A 14,944-nucleotide genomic window follows, 5' to 3' on the forward strand; every position below is an offset into this window, starting at 1 on the left:
CCCCGGCCGGGCCCGCCCCGACGCCGGGCGCGTCGAGGGCCGAGCCGGACGCCGCCTCGGCGGCGCGGACCACGTTCTCCGGCTCGCCTCGCGCGAGATGCGCGGTGGCGGCCGTGGCGGCGTCGCGGGCCGGGTCGTTGCCGGCGGCCTGCGCGGGGCCGGTGGCGCCCGCGGCGCGGGCCGTGTCTTTCGTGACCTTCATGGAGACCTCAGGTGTGTTGAAGCGGGCGGGCCGCGCGGGCCCCGGCGGCTGGCGTCAGGCCAGCCAGGGCACCACGAGGACTTCCGCCGACCCCTTCCAGGTGTTCGTCGCGCCCATGGCGTCGAAGTCGTTGACGACGAGCTTGCGGGCCGCGCCTTCGAGCTGGGGCGGCACCACGAGCAGATTGCCGTTGATGCCGAGCGGCCGGCCGTAATCGCCCTTCATCGTCGAGAGACCGACGCGGGCCGCCTCGTAATGCGCGGCGTCGAGGGTCTGCCGCGAGCCCCAGGCGAGCTGCGGGAAGCCGAAGCCGACGTTGCACCGGCCGTCCGTGCCGTACCGGTACTCCCGGCGGTTGAAGACGGCCTCGTCGGTCGGCGCATCCATCCGGGTCAGCTCGAACGGGCGGCGCGACTGGTAGATGATCGGCTTGATCGCCCGGGTGGTGTCCATCAGGAACCACGCCGTGCCGTTGCCGCCGTCGGTGTTGGCGAACGACACGGTGTTGCCGGCGGCATCGAGCACCGGGTGATCGGTGTCGAAAAAGAACTGGCCGTCGAAGCAGTTCGTCGAGAAGCCTGCCAGCAGCAGTGCCCAGACCAGTTCGTCGGGGAAGGTGGCACTCGCCCGGCCGAATTCCTGGAACAGCGGAGCGTAGATGCCCAGGTTGTCGTCGTCGATGTCGTCGCGCAGGACCGCGATCGTGCTCTCGAACGAGCGGTTGCGGATCGTGTAGCCCTGGGTCGCCAGGTTCTGGACGACGCGGTCGCCGATCCACTCGCGGATGCGCGGCAGCTGGCCGAGCCATCCGTATTCGTTCGAGCGGGTCGAGGACGGCACAGTCTGGGCGACGCGGGTGTAGAGCGGCGAGACGCCGGTGAAGCCACCCTGAAACGCGGTCGAGAACGACGTGTAGAGGGTGCGGAGGTTCGCGGAATTCACGAGCATGTGCGGGCGTCCTCAGGCGAAGCGGACCCAGACGCCCTGGGCGTCGACGTCGAAGATCGTCCCGGCCACGGGCCGGGCGTTGCTGTTGCTGGTCTTCGCCACGGTCTGGTCGTCGACCACGTAGGCGGGCTGGCCGATGTCGGTGAGCGCGATCGCGTCGGCAGCGGCCGAGTTGGCGAAGCGGTAGATGCCGGGCTCGGCCCGAACCCGGATGTCGCCGTCGGCGCCGGACCGGTTGTCGGCGCGCGCCTTGGTGATGCCGATGACCCGATGGGCCGCCACGGCGGCGGCCGGGACGGCGAGGCCGGTGGCGTCGATCGCCACCATGCCACCCTGCCAGATGACGACGCCGCCTTTGACCGGCGGCTCCCGGGTCGAGCCCGGACGCTGGACGGTGGCGAGGCGGTCTGCGGTGAGCGCGGCCATCACAGCACCCCTTCACGCTCGGCCTGCGCGGCCTTGGTCTTGCGGTAGGCCTCCGGGTCGATCCCCATCAGGGAGATCACCTTCATCTCCTCCGGATCGAGGCCGGCCGCGGGCGTCGTCTCGCCGGGCTTCGGCGGCGGCAGGACGCTCGCGCCGCTGCGGCCGTGGAGCGCTGGCATCGCGCCGATCTCCTTCTCGACGGCAGTCGGGTCGGCCATGTGCCGGGCGATGTAGTGGTCCCGCATCTGCGCCGGCGCCGCGATCCGGCCGGCCTTGATGGCGGTGTCGACGAACAGCTCCGCCTTCTCCTTCGCGCGGTCGGTCTGGAGGGTGGAGAGCTGCTGCTGGAGCGCGGTGACGGCCGCGGCCGGCACGACCTTCGCCGGGTCCTGGAGCGCCTGCACCGCCTGGAGCACAGCGCCGCCGTCGGCGGTCTCGGCCAGGCCGACCGCCTTTGCGATTGGGGCGAGCTGCGCCGACTGCGTCGCGACGGCGCCCATCTTGGCCTCCAGCGCCGCCCAGATCGCGGCCTCGTCGGCCGTATCGGGCAGCCCCAGCAGCGTGCGTAGTTTCGTGGTCCAGTCCATGGAGGCTCCCGCCTGGTGGAGCGCGGCCAGGCCGCGCAGGTTGGGTGCGTTGACGAGGGAGGCGCGAAGGACGCCCGTGACGGTCCCGTCCTTCGCGTGGAGGATCACCGGCGAGATGTGCCGGTATGCCTTGCCCCCGACGAGCCGCCGGCCGTGGGCGGTCCACTCGACCTGCCCCCAAAGCCCGTCGTCGCGGGACTGGAGCCCGACGATCCAGCCGCGGGCGGGCGCCGGCTCGCCGCGGGGCGCGGCGAGGTCCGTCGAGTGGTTCTCGTCGAGGGGAAGGCGGGCGCCACCATTGAGGCTGAGGGCGATCAGCGCCGCCGGGTCGGCGACCCGGTAGGGGCCGCGCCCGTCGACCGTGCGGATCTCGCCGGCCGGCAGGAGGTGGATCCAGTCCGGCACCGCGCCGTCGGCGGCGAGCGCCGGCAGCGGCAAGGCGGCGCAGAGCGCGGTGGTCGGGGAGATGGCGGGCCGGGTCGACATGCCGGCACCATTCCGGATGGGCCGGTTTGCATCCCCGATGAAGTCTTGCAGGGGCAGACGTCCCGGTCGGGGCTCACGCGCCCGGTACCCTGCCGCGCAGGATCGCCGTTAAAGCACAAATTCAACGCCAGGACGGGCGCGATCGACCCGGAGGCTACTCGGCTGCGGTCAAGCCGGGAAGGCCGCTCCTGGGCCATCCTGCCAGGTTGCGGAAAATCGGCCACGGCGCCACATTGGCACCGGTCGCCATGACGGTCGGATAATCGCAGCCCGACCCGGTGAGCCCGCCCCGGCAGCGGGATATCGCGAGGGGATGTCGCGTACCCCCATGGCGACCGCTCACAGCGCCCCGCTCAGGACGACATAGGCCCCCGGGTTCGACAGCTGCACCGCCTCGACCATGCCGGCCGAAACGATGACGTTCATCGGGATCGCGGCGCGGGGACCGCCCCCGGGTGGCCGGACACCGACCGGCACATCGACCCGCACCACGAGCTTGCCGCTCCGCGCGTCCCCGGGCACGTCGAAGACATACAGCAACTCGCCGCCCCGTCGGTCCAGGAGCACGGCACGCGGCGCCGCCAGCAGCTCCGGCATCCGGCGCAGCACATCCACCGGGACCGCCTTGCCAGCCGCCGTCTTCTCGGGCCGCACCAGGTGCCCGGCCCGCTGCATCTGCATGGTGATGGCGCCGCTCGCCGGCTCGACACCATGGGCCGCCAGGCCGTCCAGGGTGGCGCGGTCCATCGCCCCCACCGTGAAGGTGGCCTGCTCCAGACGCAGCCCGCTGGCCGCCTTGTCGAACCACGCCCCGAACTCGTCGGCGAGACGCGGTGCCGGCCAGCTCGGATCGGCGGCGGCCGCCGCCGCCAGCCGAGGCGGAGCGGCGGCCAGCTTGTCGGCCAGAACCGAGGCGCGCCAGCCTGCCTTGCCGGGATTGTAACCCCAGCCCGGGTCGATGCCGTCCGGCACCCGCGTCACCTCGCCGGTGCGGGTGTTGGCATAAGTCCGCCAGGTATCCGGCGGGGGCGCGGTCTTCAGCTCGCCCCTCATCTGGGCGAAGTCGCGCAGGCTCAGTGATTGCAGCGTGCAGCGGCAGCCCCAGCCGCAGGGCGGCGCCCAGGTGTCCCAGAACGGATCGTCGATCGGGAGCGCGACGTTGTGGCGAAGCGCGTGCGCCGGCCGGACCCGACCGTCGAGGACCGCGACGTAGCGCAGGATCGGCCGGGCGGTGCGGTTGCGCTCGAACTGCGCCCAGTGCCCGGCGGCGTAGCTGACCCGGAGATTGGTGTCGAAGATGGTCCGGAGCCGCCTGATGCTCCCGAGCTGCGCTACCCGAACCTCGCCGGTCGCCGGGTCCGTGACCTCCTTGCGCCCCCACCAGCCCTTCGCTTCGAGCGTCGGCCTCAGGTCGCGCGCGAAATCCTGGAGGGTGCGGCCCTCGGCGAGGGCCTGGGCCGCCCCCTCGTAGACATCACGCAGGATGTCGAACCCGGTGCTCTTCGCCACCGTGAAGGCGCGGGCATGCTCCGCCGCCGACAGGTCGCGCCAGTCGAAGGTCGGCTCCAGGCTCTGGCCGCGAACCGCGAGGGCGGCGATGGCCTCGGCCGGCGGCAGCGGTGCGATCGTCGCCTGCGGCACGGGTCAGGCCCGGTCGGAGAGCGGCTGGTTCGTCTCGCCGGCGAGCCGGGCCGAGAAGGCGGCCCGGGCCAGGGTCTCGGCGAGCGTCGTCACGTCCATGCCCGCGAGGTGGCGCGCCAGGATGTCTTCCACCTCCGCGAGCGAGGCCGCTCCGGCGAGCTTGTGATCCAGGCCGGCGATCATCGGGGCGACCATCCGCTCCCAGCCCTCGTCGGCCAGGATGGCGTCGATCCCCACGTCCACCGCATCCCGCGGCGGGGCGACAGCCCCCTTTATGGCGGCGTTGAAGGCCGCTTGAAGGGCAGGTGAAATCCCCGGCGCCGGCAGGGCCGGCGGCGCGCCCGGCAGCCCGGGGATCGCAGGCAGCGGCGCGGCGGCCGGCGCGGTCAGCACGTCGGCGCCCTTGTCGGGATCCGGAAAGCCGAGCATGTCGCGCACGTCGCTGACCTGGACCCGCAGGCCCATCGGCACCAGGTCCTTCAGGGCCGTCGCCGTGGCCGTGATGTCCTTCGTGTCCTCGCGCCCGATGCGCAGGCGCGGGTACGGACCGCCCGGACCGAATTGCAGGTCGATCCACGGCCGGATCAAATCCCTGTTGAGCACTGCGGAGAGCGAGCGCGCGTCGGCCCGCTCGATGTCCTCCTGGACCTGGCGGTGCTCCTGGCCGACCGCGTGGCCGCCGGCGATGGCGTCCGTGGTGGCGGTCTGGCCGAGCACGCCCTTGGAGATCTGCTGATCGAGCCAGTCGGCGCGCTCCCGGTAGAGGGTCGCGTTCGTGGCGGCCGACTTCATCTCCACGAACTCGATCGTCATGGAGGCGGGGATGATCGCCGCACAGTCGCCGGCGATGTTGGCGACCGCGTTGAACAGAACATCCTTCTCGGGTTCGGTCGCGTTCGGCTCGTACTTCCCCACCCGGATCGGCTGGCCGTAGGTCTGGGTGAAGATGGCCCAGTCCCGCAGCACGAACGTCTTGAACATCCACCCCCAGGCGGCGAGCCGGGCGAGGCCGGAGCGGATCGGTAGGCCCGATTTCGCGGAGATCCTGGCGTGGATGAACTTCGCCGGGTCGAGCGGCACGTCCCCCATCTCGGTCCGCAGCAGCGGCGTGCGGCCGTCGATGCGGTCGAACACGAACCAGCGCGGGTCGCGCCACTCCAGCCGCCGCGGTTCCCACTGCCCGGCCGAGGTGTCCCAGATGATCTCGGTGTAGCTGACGCCCTTCCCGATCGCGTCGAGGATGTCGAACAGCTCCTCGTGCAGCTCGTCGCGCTGGAGCCAGGATCGGATCGTGTCGGCCTTCTGGACGTCGAGCGGATCGTCCGAGGCGGCGTCGACCTGGATCGGGAGCTGCGCCACGCTGCGCTTCCGGGTGCCGAGCACGCCGACGTAGTGGAGGTCCCGTTCCTCCACCAGCTCGGCCAGCTCCAGGTACCGCTCCGGCAAACCCTGATCGGCCTCGCGAAGGATCGTCGCCACCCGGCCGGGCGTGAGGCCGTCGGACGGATACCCGGCGAGCACGCTGCGCACGCCGCTGAGGGTCGGCCCGGCGACGTCCTGGGTCAATACCTCGCGGCGCACCGGCCGACCGTCGGGGCCGAGGATGACGGGATGCGTGTCGGCCATGGTCTAGAACCCTCCCCGCAGCCGGGCACCCAGCGGCCGGCGCACCATCCGGTCCGGCCGATCGTCCTCGTAATCCTCGACCCGCTGCACCATCGCGTCGCGGGCCGAGCCGTGCCGTGCGGTGGCGTCGCCGACGGCCCGGTAGGCGTATTCCATCACCGGCCCGCCGGCGGCATGGATGGCGAGGAACATGGCCCAGGTGCGGTCGGCGTGATCCTCGTCGCGCTCGGCCACGAAGCGCGGCGCACCGGTGGCGGAGGCGACGCGCCGGAGCTTGTGCAGGTCGGCCCGGAGCGCCGGATCGCCCTCGCGGATGCGGACGGTCCGATCCTCGAACGCTTCCTTGCCCGAGGTCGCCATGATGAGCTTCGAGCCGGTGGTGAACAGCACGCCCTCGACGAGGCCGCCGTAGCGCCGTTGCGCGTCCTCGACCACCTTCTCACCCATGCCGGTCTGGTCGACGCAGGCTCGCGCGACCCGGTAGCGGCGCATGACGTCGTCGAAGGCGTTGTCCATCTCGGCGAAACTCGCCCTCTTCTGTTCGATGCGCTCGCGGTCCCAGAGCACGTCGCCGACCTGCTCCAGCACCTGGATCACGTGGAGGTCGTTGCGCCGGCCGATGTCGCGGCCGACGTAGACGGGGTTGCCCTGGTAGCCCTCGGGATCGCCGGCGCCGGCATCCTCGCACGACGAGATCAGGTCGTAGGACAGCCAGGCGCTCGCCTCGTCGAGCCATTTGAGCTCGAATTCCTGCGACCAGGCGTCATCGTCGCCGATGCCCTCGCGCAGAGCTTCGATGTCGCGCGGCAGGCCGTTGGCGACGGCCGTGTAGATGTCGACGGTATGCCGTGACCAGCGATCATCCTTCCCAGTCATCAGCTCGTAGAACTTGTTGCCCTTGCCGTTCGGCGTCGAGGTCACCCGGAGCCTGAAGCCAGCCGAGATCACCGGGAACAGGGCTTTCCAGATCGTTCCGCTATCCTTGTGGAACGCGAATTCGTCGAGGAAGACGTTGGCCGAGAAGCCGCGGGCAGTGTCGGGGTTGGCCGGCAGCGCCGTGATCTTCGAGCCGCCCGGAAGCGTGACTTCCAACGCCTTGAAGCTCCCCGTCTCGCCCTGCCAGTCGAACTCGGCCGCCTCGAAGGCGAGGTTGTAGGCCGCGGCGTGGCGCTTCACGCCCTCGTTCATCGCCTCGGAGGCCTGGCGCTCGCCGCGCGACAGGATCACCCAGCGCTCGCGCCGGCCCTCGACAGAGGCGGCAAAGCAGCTGTCGACGATCTCCAGCGTGGTCGTGAAAGTCTTGCCGGTCTGGCGGGCGAACATCCCGATCTTGAACCGGGCGGGGTCACGCAGCCAGTCGAGCTGGTAGGCGTGGAGCGGAACCGCGATCATCAGTCGAAGATCCCGTAGACGTCCTGGCGGATTTTCTTCAGCACCGCCTGCGGATCGACCACACCACCAGCGCCCGCCACCTGGCCGACGGCCGCCTCCGCCGCCTTCATCAGCTTCGCCTTGGCGTCGGCCTCGATCTGGCGCCGGCGATCGGCGGAGATCTTCTGCGCGCTGACGGTGGCCTGGAAGGCGCGGGCCAGCTCCATCGTGCCCTTCGTGCCGAGGTCGCCGCCGCCGGTGTTCACGAGGTCGATGATGAGGGTCTTGATGAACTCGCCGAGCACGATGGTGTTCTCGTCGACGTCGCTCGCCGTGAACTGGCTGGCGACGCCCTCGAACATCGCTCGCGCCTCCTGCATCCGGCGCTGGGCTGCCGCCTTCGTGACGGAGTAGCGGCTGAAGGCGCTCTTCGAGATGCCGTCCAGCCCCTTCGCCTCAAGGCGGTCGTTCAGCTCGAACAGGATGTCGGCTTGCGTGCGCGAGCGCATCGCCAGCTGCTGCGTCGCCCAGGCGATGTCGTCGCCGGCCTCTTCCGGCAACAGGTCGATCGAGGACAGCCGGCGGCGCTCGGCCATGTCAGACCCCCGCGGACGGCCGGGCGATGCCCTCGATCACGCTGCGCCGGAGCACGTGGTCGATCCCGGCCGGCGAGATCGCGGCGATCAGCACCGATCCCGCCGTCGTCAGCTTCACGGCGCCCAGCTCCTCCATCTTGCGCAGCTGCGTGCGCAGCCAGTCGCGCGAGCGGTTGTGGCCGAACGCCTCGATCACGCTGTGAAGGATCGTCTCGTTGAGGGTGTAGTTCGTCTGCGACGCCAGCTCCTTCAGCATGACGAGCCGCGCGTCCTCTTCCATGTGGCGCGAAAAATCCGGCTTGCTCATGATCTCCCCTCGGTCCCCTTGGCGTTGACGATGGCCTCTGCGGTGGACCGCAGGAGGAAGTCCTCGATCCGCCCGACGGAGCGGCTGGTGGCCGCGGCGCTGCTGACGAGACCCTTCATCTCGCCGCGCATCTCCGCCACGGACATCGAGAGCGCGTTCACGCTGTCCTTCGTAGCGAGCCCGGACACGACCATCCGGACGTTGCGCAGGTCGTGGTCAGCCTGGTTCTGCTTGCGCTCCACCTCTTCGAGGCGGTGGCGCACGTCGTCCCACCGCGCATCGGCCGCTTTGCTGGGGCGCGGGTTGCGCGGGACCAGGAGGGCCAGCAGGAACAGCGCCGCCACGAACACGCCGACGCCGGCGGAGATCCAGACATCCTCGACTGCCCCGGTCATGGCTCACCCCCGATCGCGTCGGTATCGATCGCATCGGGGGCAACGCGCCCCTCGCGCACCTGGCGCAGCAGATCGATCGCCTTGCGCAGCTGCACGCGCATCAGCGCGACGTGGGCCTGGACCTCGGACATCTCCTGGATCAGCACCTCTTCCCGGTGCATCAGGCGCTCGACCTGCTCCAGGAGGCGCTTCTGGAACTCGGCCTGCTGCTGCGCCGTCCGGGCGTCGTTGAACAGGCCCTGCGACCGCGCGAAGACGATGAGCGCCAGGCACAGGCCGACGATGATCGCGGCGAGGATGGCGCCGATCGGCCCGGTCGCCTCGACGATCCGGATGAGCGGGCCGATGGCGATCTCCACCTAGACCGCCTTCCTGGGCAGGCCCGCGATGTAGATGCCGCCGCACAGGGCGCCGACGCCGACGATGCAGTAGGCGAGCACGCCCGTGGTCATCTCGACCCGGAACAGGCTGAGCGAGACGGAGATCCAGATCCAGGCCGAGAGCAGGCAGGCGCCGACCCGCAGCGAGCGCCAGTACGGCCGCAGGCAGCCCGCCGCATGGGTGAGGGTGAGCAGCAGGAAGAAGCCGATCCAGATCTCGTCGTGCAGCCACTGCATCCCGACGAACTGGCCGCGATCGAACATCTCGGGCTTGCCGAGCATCATCCCGCCCCAGCCGGCCGCGAACAGGCAGAGGCCGAGGTCGAGCCCCGGGGCCCACGGTCCGAATAGCCACTCCACGAACCTCACGAGGGGAGTGACCGCCCCTGCCGCCGTGCGCCTCACCAGCCCCTCCGTGAACTCGTCGTCGTTCAGAACAACCGCACCCACACCAACCTCCACGCACGGCCAACGGTGGCCGATCCCTCACACGTCGCCCGGAAACCGGACCCCCTCGGCGCCTTGCTCGACCGCCTCGACGGCCGCCACCTCCAGCAGCCGGTGGGCCGGGGTGGTGCCGTCCTCGTCCTCGCGCGCCAGCTCGGCGACGACGGCGCGGGCGAAGGCGTACTCGTCGGTAAAGCTGCCCTCGGGCGGGAAGGTGTCCCCGGCGGCAACCGCAGCGCACAGCGCCGAGACGCCGATCGTCATGGTCACCACGCCGCCGACGATCTCGACCTTGAGCGGAAGATCCTTGTTCGCCACGAGGCCCACCTTCGATTGCTCCTGGCCGGGCGCCGAAGGCGCCAAGGCTCTCGTGATGGTCGTCACGCCGTCGGTGATGGCGATCACTGCGGGCGCATCCTTGTTCGCCATGGCGGTCACCGCTTCCCGATGGTCTTGGTCGCCGCGATCCGTCCGACGATGACCATGACCGTGCCGGCGAGCGCGGCGGCGGCCGAGACGAAGGCGGTGGTCTGGTCGATCAGCACCGACTGCGTGGCGGCGTCGATCTGGTAGCCGGCCGCGGCGAGGCCGAAGCCCGCAAGGCCGATGCCCGCACCGATGATCGTCTTCGACGCCCACCACGGCTTGCTCTCGCCCCCGACGAGGGGCGCGTTGTCCTGATCCATGTCGTGCTCCTGCGGGATGCCGCGTCAGGCGGCCATGGGGAGGTCGAGCGCCTGGCCGGCGAGCGGGTACATCGCGATCTGCGGGGCGGCGTTGGCGCGCGCGAGCCAGGCCGCCATTGCGGCACGGGTGGCGGGACCGACGCGGCCATCCACGGTCAGGCCGACGTCGGCCTGGAAGGCGCGCACCGCCTTCTCGGTCAGGGGGCCGAAGTCGCCGTCGTCCGAACCGGCCTTCAGCCAGCCGAGCCGCATCAGGTCGACCTGAAGCGCGCGCACGCCCTCCGGATGGGCCGAGCCGCGGGCGAGTACGACCCCGACGGCCTCGTCACCGTCGCTCGCGAGCGCGATGCCGTAGTGACCGGTCTCGAACAGAGTGCGCTCCGCCGCCCGGCGGCACACCAAGCCCGACATCACCTTGCCGGCCGCCTTGTTCCAGAGCGGGAAGGCGGCGCCGGCATCGAGCCAGCGGCCAGCGTTGATGTGGCGGACGATTGAGGAGTTGGCGAAGTTCTTCGGGCCGATGTTGAAGATCAGCGACGAGCATGCATCGAACTGAGCTTGCTTCAACGGCCGCTTCACAGCCTTCACGATCCAGGCCTCGAACGCTCGGAGGTCGCTCGCCAGGATCTCGAATGCCTTGGTCCTGGTGATGACCATTTGAGGCGTGACCTGCGGATGGCCGGCCGCCGAGGTGTGCCCGATGCCGATGGTCCACGGCGCGCCGCCGGTGGCGGGATCGGGATAGGCGCGGAGCACCACCCCCTCGAAGGAGGAGATGAACAGCTCTCCGTTGTCCGATGTCTGCATGTTCGCCTCGCCGGGCCGATCCCGTGTCGAGGGCGACAATCGCAGGGACGCGATGCGGTCTACCTGCTGAAAAATTTCAGGGGGAACGGCTACTCGCCGAAGAGATCGCCCTGATCGTCTTGACGGCCACCGCCTTCGCGACTGCGCAGATTGTAGATCGTGCGCTCGGTCAAGCCGGAAACTCGTGCAGCCTGCGTGACGCTCGCCCCTTCGTCCAGAGCCTGCCGTGCCACGCGACGCGCATTCTGGACGGTTCCGGTGAGGCCGAGCGGGATCAGGACATTCTCACCCGCGTACATCTTGGCGACCTGACGCGCCGCCTCGACCCCGATCAGCTCGGCCAGCCAGTGCCCCTCCGCCACCCGGCGCGGCACGTAGATCCGCGTGCCGCCCCGGGCCTGCGCCAGCTTGAGCGCCGCCGTCACGCCGGCAGCGTCAGCGATGGTGCGCAGGACGGGAGGCAGGCCGAGCTTGCCGACCGGGGTCGCCATCAGAGCACCTGCGCGGGCGGATCAGGAAAGAGGTCCATCTGCCCCCGCCCCCCCCGGCGAGCACCCTCGGGCCTAAGTTCTTCCGGGGCTATCGGCTCCCACCGGATCAGCGTGCCGGAGAAGACCAGCACGCCCGGGTGCCGGTCGCGCCAGAACATCGTCATGGCGGCCCAATCGCAGAACCCGTCGCTCCAGGCGAATGCATCGAGGTCGGCCAGGGCGGTGTGCTTGACGTGGGGCAGGATCACGACGCCTGCGTCCAGGTCGAGCTGGATAGGCCACACAACCTCGCACCGCGGGGCGGCGATCAACTGGCAATATTGGGTCCGCTGGCCCTGATAGAGCTGCACCAGCTCGCCCGGTCGGGCATGGCGGGAGCGACCTGCCCTGTCGGCCCTGATAGTGTGGCGCTTGTTGTTGGCCCGGATCGCCGGCACGAAGCGCTTCTGGAAGTTATAGGCGACCATCGGCGCCTCCCAGCGGCTCGGTGCGCTCCCAGGCCTCCAGGCCGTCGTGCTCCGGGTCGATCGCAGCCCGAACCTCGGGGTGCCGGAACCAGCCCGGGCACGTGAGGCAAAGCGCGCAGAGGGGCGGGGTCGGCACCGCGGTGGCGCCGATCGCCACGATATGCCGGCCGCACTCGCAGCAGTCGAATTCAGCGCTCATGGGAACCTCGCCCTGACCATCGGGTGGGCCGCCCCCCCCCGGAGACCGGCGGCGGGGCGGTTGCGGGTCTCGACCTGACTGGCCGCCAGCTTACGCCAGGTGCGGCGCTGCCGGGTCTCCGGCGGCGGCGGGGCGGGCTGAGACGCAGCGAGCTTAGCGATCGCCGCCTCCAGATCGGCGGCGAGCCGAGCGTTGTCCGCCTCCAGCTCGGCGACCTGGGCGGCGAGCGCGGCCGTGTCGGCCTCGGGCTCCTCCATGTCGGCGGCGACCCGGGCGAGATGGTCGGCATCCTGCGCGGCGAGCACGAAGCCCTCGCCGTGGCGGTTGCGGATCTTCACGGCCACGTCGACGGAACGGAGCTTCTTCCGGATCTTGCAGACGAACACGTCGACGATCTTCGGCTCGACGTCGGGCTCCAGGCCGTAGAGGGCGACCATCAGGCGGGACCTAGAGACGACGTTTCCGCGCGCCCGCACCAGCGTTCCGACGAGCCGCGCCTCCTTCGGGGTCAGCCCCCACTCGGCCGGGTAGAGCGGAGTGCTCTCGGCCGCCTCCCGGTACTGGCGGACCTGCTCCTCCAGGAGGTCGATCTGGTCGCGCATCCCGCGCACGATGTGGGGCGAGACGCCCTCGTCGAGGCAGTGGGCGAGCTTATTCATCGTCGCCTCCCGCCGCCGAGCGGGCGCGGATCAGGACGCCCAGCGCGTTCGAGATCCGGATGAGATCGTCCATGGTCAGGTCGCGATCGGCGATCGACGCCAGCCGGGAACGGTCACGGTGCAGCAGCTCGCCTGCGTACTCGCGCAGGCCGTCGTCGCCGGCCGGGTACGCCTCAACGGCGTCGACGGCGACGGCGCGCCGCCACTGCGCCACCAGCACCGCGCGGAGCTGGGGCAAGCCGGCGGCAGCCTTGCCGGTCGGCCAGTCGACGCCGGCGGCGCGCTCCAGCCAGCCCTTCAGCCCTTCGATCACCATCTGGGCTTGGGCCTGGTCGATCAGGAACCGGGTATGGGTGATGCCCCGATCGCCGAACCGGTCGTCCATCCACGCGTGGAGCGCGGCGTCGCTGCGGTTGCGGATGACGCCGAGGTTCCAGCCGGAGATCCAAAGCGCCTGGAGCTTCGCCGCGAACGGGCCCTCCGCCCGGTCATTCGAGGACGTTTGAAGCCCCCTTAAACGCGAGATCACGGCGTTGGCCTGGGGCTCGGTCAGGTCGCTCGACGAGGCGACGCCGACGCCGGCGAGCAACCCGCGATAGGCCGCCTCGTCGAGGCCGGCGGCCTTCCGGATCGCGTGGATGGTACGGCGCTGGCCTGCCTGGATCGGCCGCGCGGCCGTGACGGATCGTTGTACGGTCACAGGCTCCTCCCGAGATAGCGAGCGACGGCCTCCTCCAGGAGCACCGACACATCGCGGCGCTCGCTCTCCGCCCGCGCGACCAGCTCGGCGACGAGCGGCGAGGTGAAGGCGATGTGCGGGCCGGCCGGCTCGACCGGCATCGGGGCTCCGGCGGCGAGGTAGAGGGAGCGCGCCGAGTGCTGGCGCTTCCTCACGTAGCCACGCGTCACGAGGATCGACACAATCCGGCAGATGTTGCCCTTCGAGGCGACGCCGAGATGGGCGGCGATCTCGTCGTAGCTCGGCGTGGAGCCCGCCTGGAGCCGGTGCCAGATGTAGGCGTAGGCCCGGCTCTGGAGGCCGGTGAGCCCGACGAGGGGGCGGGTGGCGAGGTGGGCGTTCATCGTGCGCCTCCCTGCGGGGTGATGCCGAGGCGGGCGCAGAGCGCTTCCATGTCCCGGGCGCGCATAGCCTGGAAGGCGAGTTGGCGGGCCATGCCGGCGGCGATCGCGCAGACGGCCGCGGTCAGGATGGAGAGGGTCGAGCCCGAGGCCGAGGCCTCGACGGCGAACCCGGCTGCCGCGGCGGCGGCGGCCCATTCGAGGATCACGAGCGAGGCCATTCACGCCACCTCGCGGATCTGCGAGGCCAGCGGCTCGACGGCAAATTCCTCGGGGCCGCGGGGGACCGTGACCCCGAGGACGGTCTCAGCGACGTCACGGGCGGCGAGCATGGCGCTCTTGTCCAGCTCGACCTTCTTCCGCAGGAAGCCTTCGAGCACGCTGATCCGCTCGATCGCCGCGCGCCGATCAGCCGGCCGGCGCTCATCACCGGCACGGGTAGCGTCAGCTTGAGCCACCCGAATGCGCTCCCGTACCGCCTCGATGACGTCCTCGATCTTCATCTTCGGGTGCTTCACCGCGTAGCGCCCCTCGCGCCACAGCACGGTTCCGGTCGCGAGCTGCACCGTCTTCGTGCGCCCACCGTTGGTCAGGCGCTCGCGGTTGGCCGACGCCCAGATCGCCAGCCCTTCGAGGATCACCGTCTGGCGTTCCGCAGAAGCCTTGACGGTCGCAGCGTGCGCCGCCTCCAGCTCGGCGATCACGCCGTCATGCTTCGCCTGGAGAGCCGCTTGGTCGCGCTGGAGCGCGCCGAGCTGGGCGATCATCACCTCCGCCTCGGCGTCGCTCTGCGGCACGGGCAGGTTGGTGCCGGCCGACTTGGTCTTTGCCTTCGCCATGATGGCTGTCCTCTGGATCGGGGAGAGGGCACGGCCGGACGCGCAGCGCCGGCAGCGCGTAGGGGTCAGTCGATGGGGAGGATGCGGAGCGACTTCTTCTCGACCGCGAACACCAGGCCGTCGTCGCACCGAAGGCGGACGTGGGTCGCGGACAGCTCCTGCGTGACCGTGCCGGTGATCTCGTCGCCCCCGTTCGGGTCGACGACGGCGACGCGGACCGGCCGAGCGGTCGACGGGTCGGGGACGAGGGACAGCGTCATGGCGTCGATCATCAGCATCGCGGACCTCCGGTGCGGGGTGGGGG

The 14,944-nt window shown here is 70.7% G+C and carries 24 protein-coding genes; all 24 read right to left on the reverse strand.

Annotated features, from left to right (window positions below; translation table 11 throughout):
* On the reverse strand, positions 1–202 hold a 202-nt coding region (locus tag VP06_RS17435), incomplete at its 3' end, for a hypothetical protein (RefSeq protein WP_048465053.1).
* 54 nt (positions 203–256) lie between these two features.
* On the reverse strand, positions 257–1,150 hold the full coding sequence (locus VP06_RS17440) for a Mu-like prophage major head subunit gpT family protein (RefSeq protein WP_048465054.1): 894 nt from the start codon (positions 1,148–1,150) through the stop codon (positions 257–259).
* Positions 1,151–1,162: 12 nt separating this feature from the next.
* Positions 1,163–1,576, reverse strand: a complete 414-nt coding sequence (locus VP06_RS17445; RefSeq protein WP_048465055.1) for a hypothetical protein — start codon at positions 1,574–1,576, stop codon at positions 1,163–1,165.
* Complete coding sequence (locus VP06_RS17450; protein ID WP_048465056.1) at positions 1,576–2,649, reverse strand: phage protease; 1,074 nt, start codon at positions 2,647–2,649, stop codon at positions 1,576–1,578. Before VP06_RS17450 ends, VP06_RS17445 begins: the two co-directional genes overlap by 1 nt.
* Before the next feature lie 339 nt (positions 2,650–2,988).
* A complete protein-coding gene (locus VP06_RS17455) occupies positions 2,989–4,290 on the reverse strand; it encodes a phage head morphogenesis protein (RefSeq protein ID WP_053081874.1) in 1,302 nt (433 codons plus the stop codon).
* A gap of 3 nt (positions 4,291–4,293) precedes the next feature.
* Entirely contained in the window at positions 4,294–5,916 is a 1,623-nt protein-coding gene (locus VP06_RS17460) for a DUF935 domain-containing protein (protein ID WP_048465057.1), read from the reverse strand.
* Positions 5,917–5,919: 3 nt separating this feature from the next.
* Positions 5,920–7,308 carry a terminase large subunit domain-containing protein gene (locus VP06_RS17465; RefSeq protein ID WP_082167463.1) on the reverse strand — a complete coding sequence of 463 codons (1,389 nt, stop codon included), beginning with the start codon at positions 7,306–7,308 and terminating at the stop codon, positions 5,920–5,922.
* Positions 7,308–7,883 carry a phage protein Gp27 family protein gene (locus tag VP06_RS17470; RefSeq protein ID WP_048465058.1) on the reverse strand — a complete coding sequence of 192 codons (576 nt, stop codon included), beginning with the start codon at positions 7,881–7,883 and terminating at the stop codon, positions 7,308–7,310. Before VP06_RS17470 ends, VP06_RS17465 begins: the two co-directional genes overlap by 1 nt.
* A gap of 1 nt (position 7,884) precedes the next feature.
* Entirely contained in the window at positions 7,885–8,190 is a 306-nt protein-coding gene (locus tag VP06_RS17475; RefSeq protein ID WP_048465059.1) for a VpaChn25_0724 family phage protein, read from the reverse strand.
* Positions 8,187–8,585 (reverse strand): hypothetical protein, encoded by a 399-nt coding sequence (locus VP06_RS17480; RefSeq protein WP_048465060.1) that lies wholly within the window; start codon positions 8,583–8,585, stop codon positions 8,187–8,189. The genes VP06_RS17475 and VP06_RS17480 overlap by 4 nt, the downstream gene beginning before the upstream one ends.
* Positions 8,582–8,944 (reverse strand): hypothetical protein, encoded by a 363-nt coding sequence (locus VP06_RS17485; protein ID WP_048465061.1) that lies wholly within the window; start codon positions 8,942–8,944, stop codon positions 8,582–8,584. Before VP06_RS17485 ends, VP06_RS17480 begins: the two co-directional genes overlap by 4 nt.
* Positions 8,945–9,415, reverse strand: coding sequence for a hypothetical protein (locus VP06_RS17490; protein WP_048465062.1), 471 nt, complete (start codon positions 9,413–9,415; stop codon positions 8,945–8,947). It abuts the gene before it with no gap.
* A 36-nt stretch (positions 9,416–9,451) separates the two neighbouring features.
* Positions 9,452–9,841 carry a hypothetical protein gene (locus tag VP06_RS17495; protein ID WP_048465063.1) on the reverse strand — a complete coding sequence of 130 codons (390 nt, stop codon included), beginning with the start codon at positions 9,839–9,841 and terminating at the stop codon, positions 9,452–9,454.
* Positions 9,842–9,846: 5 nt separating this feature from the next.
* Positions 9,847–10,098, reverse strand: a complete 252-nt coding sequence (locus VP06_RS17500; protein WP_048465064.1) for a hypothetical protein — start codon at positions 10,096–10,098, stop codon at positions 9,847–9,849.
* Between the two features lie 24 nt (positions 10,099–10,122).
* Positions 10,123–10,905, reverse strand: coding sequence for a glycoside hydrolase family protein (locus VP06_RS34110; protein ID WP_063928405.1), 783 nt, complete (start codon positions 10,903–10,905; stop codon positions 10,123–10,125).
* Positions 10,906–10,994: 89 nt separating this feature from the next.
* A complete protein-coding gene (locus VP06_RS17510; RefSeq protein WP_048465065.1) occupies positions 10,995–11,396 on the reverse strand; it encodes a helix-turn-helix domain-containing protein in 402 nt (133 codons plus the stop codon).
* A complete protein-coding gene (locus VP06_RS17515) occupies positions 11,396–11,863 on the reverse strand; it encodes an ASCH domain-containing protein (protein WP_053081879.1) in 468 nt (155 codons plus the stop codon). The genes VP06_RS17510 and VP06_RS17515 overlap by 1 nt, the downstream gene beginning before the upstream one ends.
* Positions 11,850–12,062, reverse strand: a complete 213-nt coding sequence (locus VP06_RS17520) for a hypothetical protein (RefSeq protein ID WP_048465066.1) — start codon at positions 12,060–12,062, stop codon at positions 11,850–11,852. The genes VP06_RS17515 and VP06_RS17520 overlap by 14 nt, the downstream gene beginning before the upstream one ends.
* Positions 12,059–12,721, reverse strand: a complete 663-nt coding sequence (locus VP06_RS33785) for a helix-turn-helix domain-containing protein (RefSeq protein ID WP_053081882.1) — start codon at positions 12,719–12,721, stop codon at positions 12,059–12,061. The genes VP06_RS17520 and VP06_RS33785 overlap by 4 nt, the downstream gene beginning before the upstream one ends.
* A complete protein-coding gene (locus VP06_RS37260) occupies positions 12,714–13,421 on the reverse strand; it encodes a regulatory protein GemA (protein ID WP_053081884.1) in 708 nt (235 codons plus the stop codon). Before VP06_RS37260 ends, VP06_RS33785 begins: the two co-directional genes overlap by 8 nt.
* Entirely contained in the window at positions 13,418–13,804 is a 387-nt protein-coding gene (locus tag VP06_RS36465; protein WP_048465067.1) for a LexA family transcriptional regulator, read from the reverse strand. The genes VP06_RS37260 and VP06_RS36465 overlap by 4 nt, the downstream gene beginning before the upstream one ends.
* Positions 13,801–14,022, reverse strand: coding sequence for a hypothetical protein (locus VP06_RS17540; RefSeq protein ID WP_048465068.1), 222 nt, complete (start codon positions 14,020–14,022; stop codon positions 13,801–13,803). Before VP06_RS17540 ends, VP06_RS36465 begins: the two co-directional genes overlap by 4 nt.
* Entirely contained in the window at positions 14,023–14,640 is a 618-nt protein-coding gene (locus tag VP06_RS17545; RefSeq protein WP_048465069.1) for a host-nuclease inhibitor Gam family protein, read from the reverse strand.
* 65 nt (positions 14,641–14,705) lie between these two features.
* Positions 14,706–14,944, reverse strand: a 239-nt coding sequence (locus tag VP06_RS17550) for a S1 domain-containing protein (protein WP_210168124.1), incomplete at its 5' end; no start/stop codon positions are given.

Source organism: Methylobacterium aquaticum, assembly GCF_001043915.1.
Classification (GTDB): domain Bacteria; phylum Pseudomonadota; class Alphaproteobacteria; order Rhizobiales; family Beijerinckiaceae; genus Methylobacterium; species Methylobacterium aquaticum.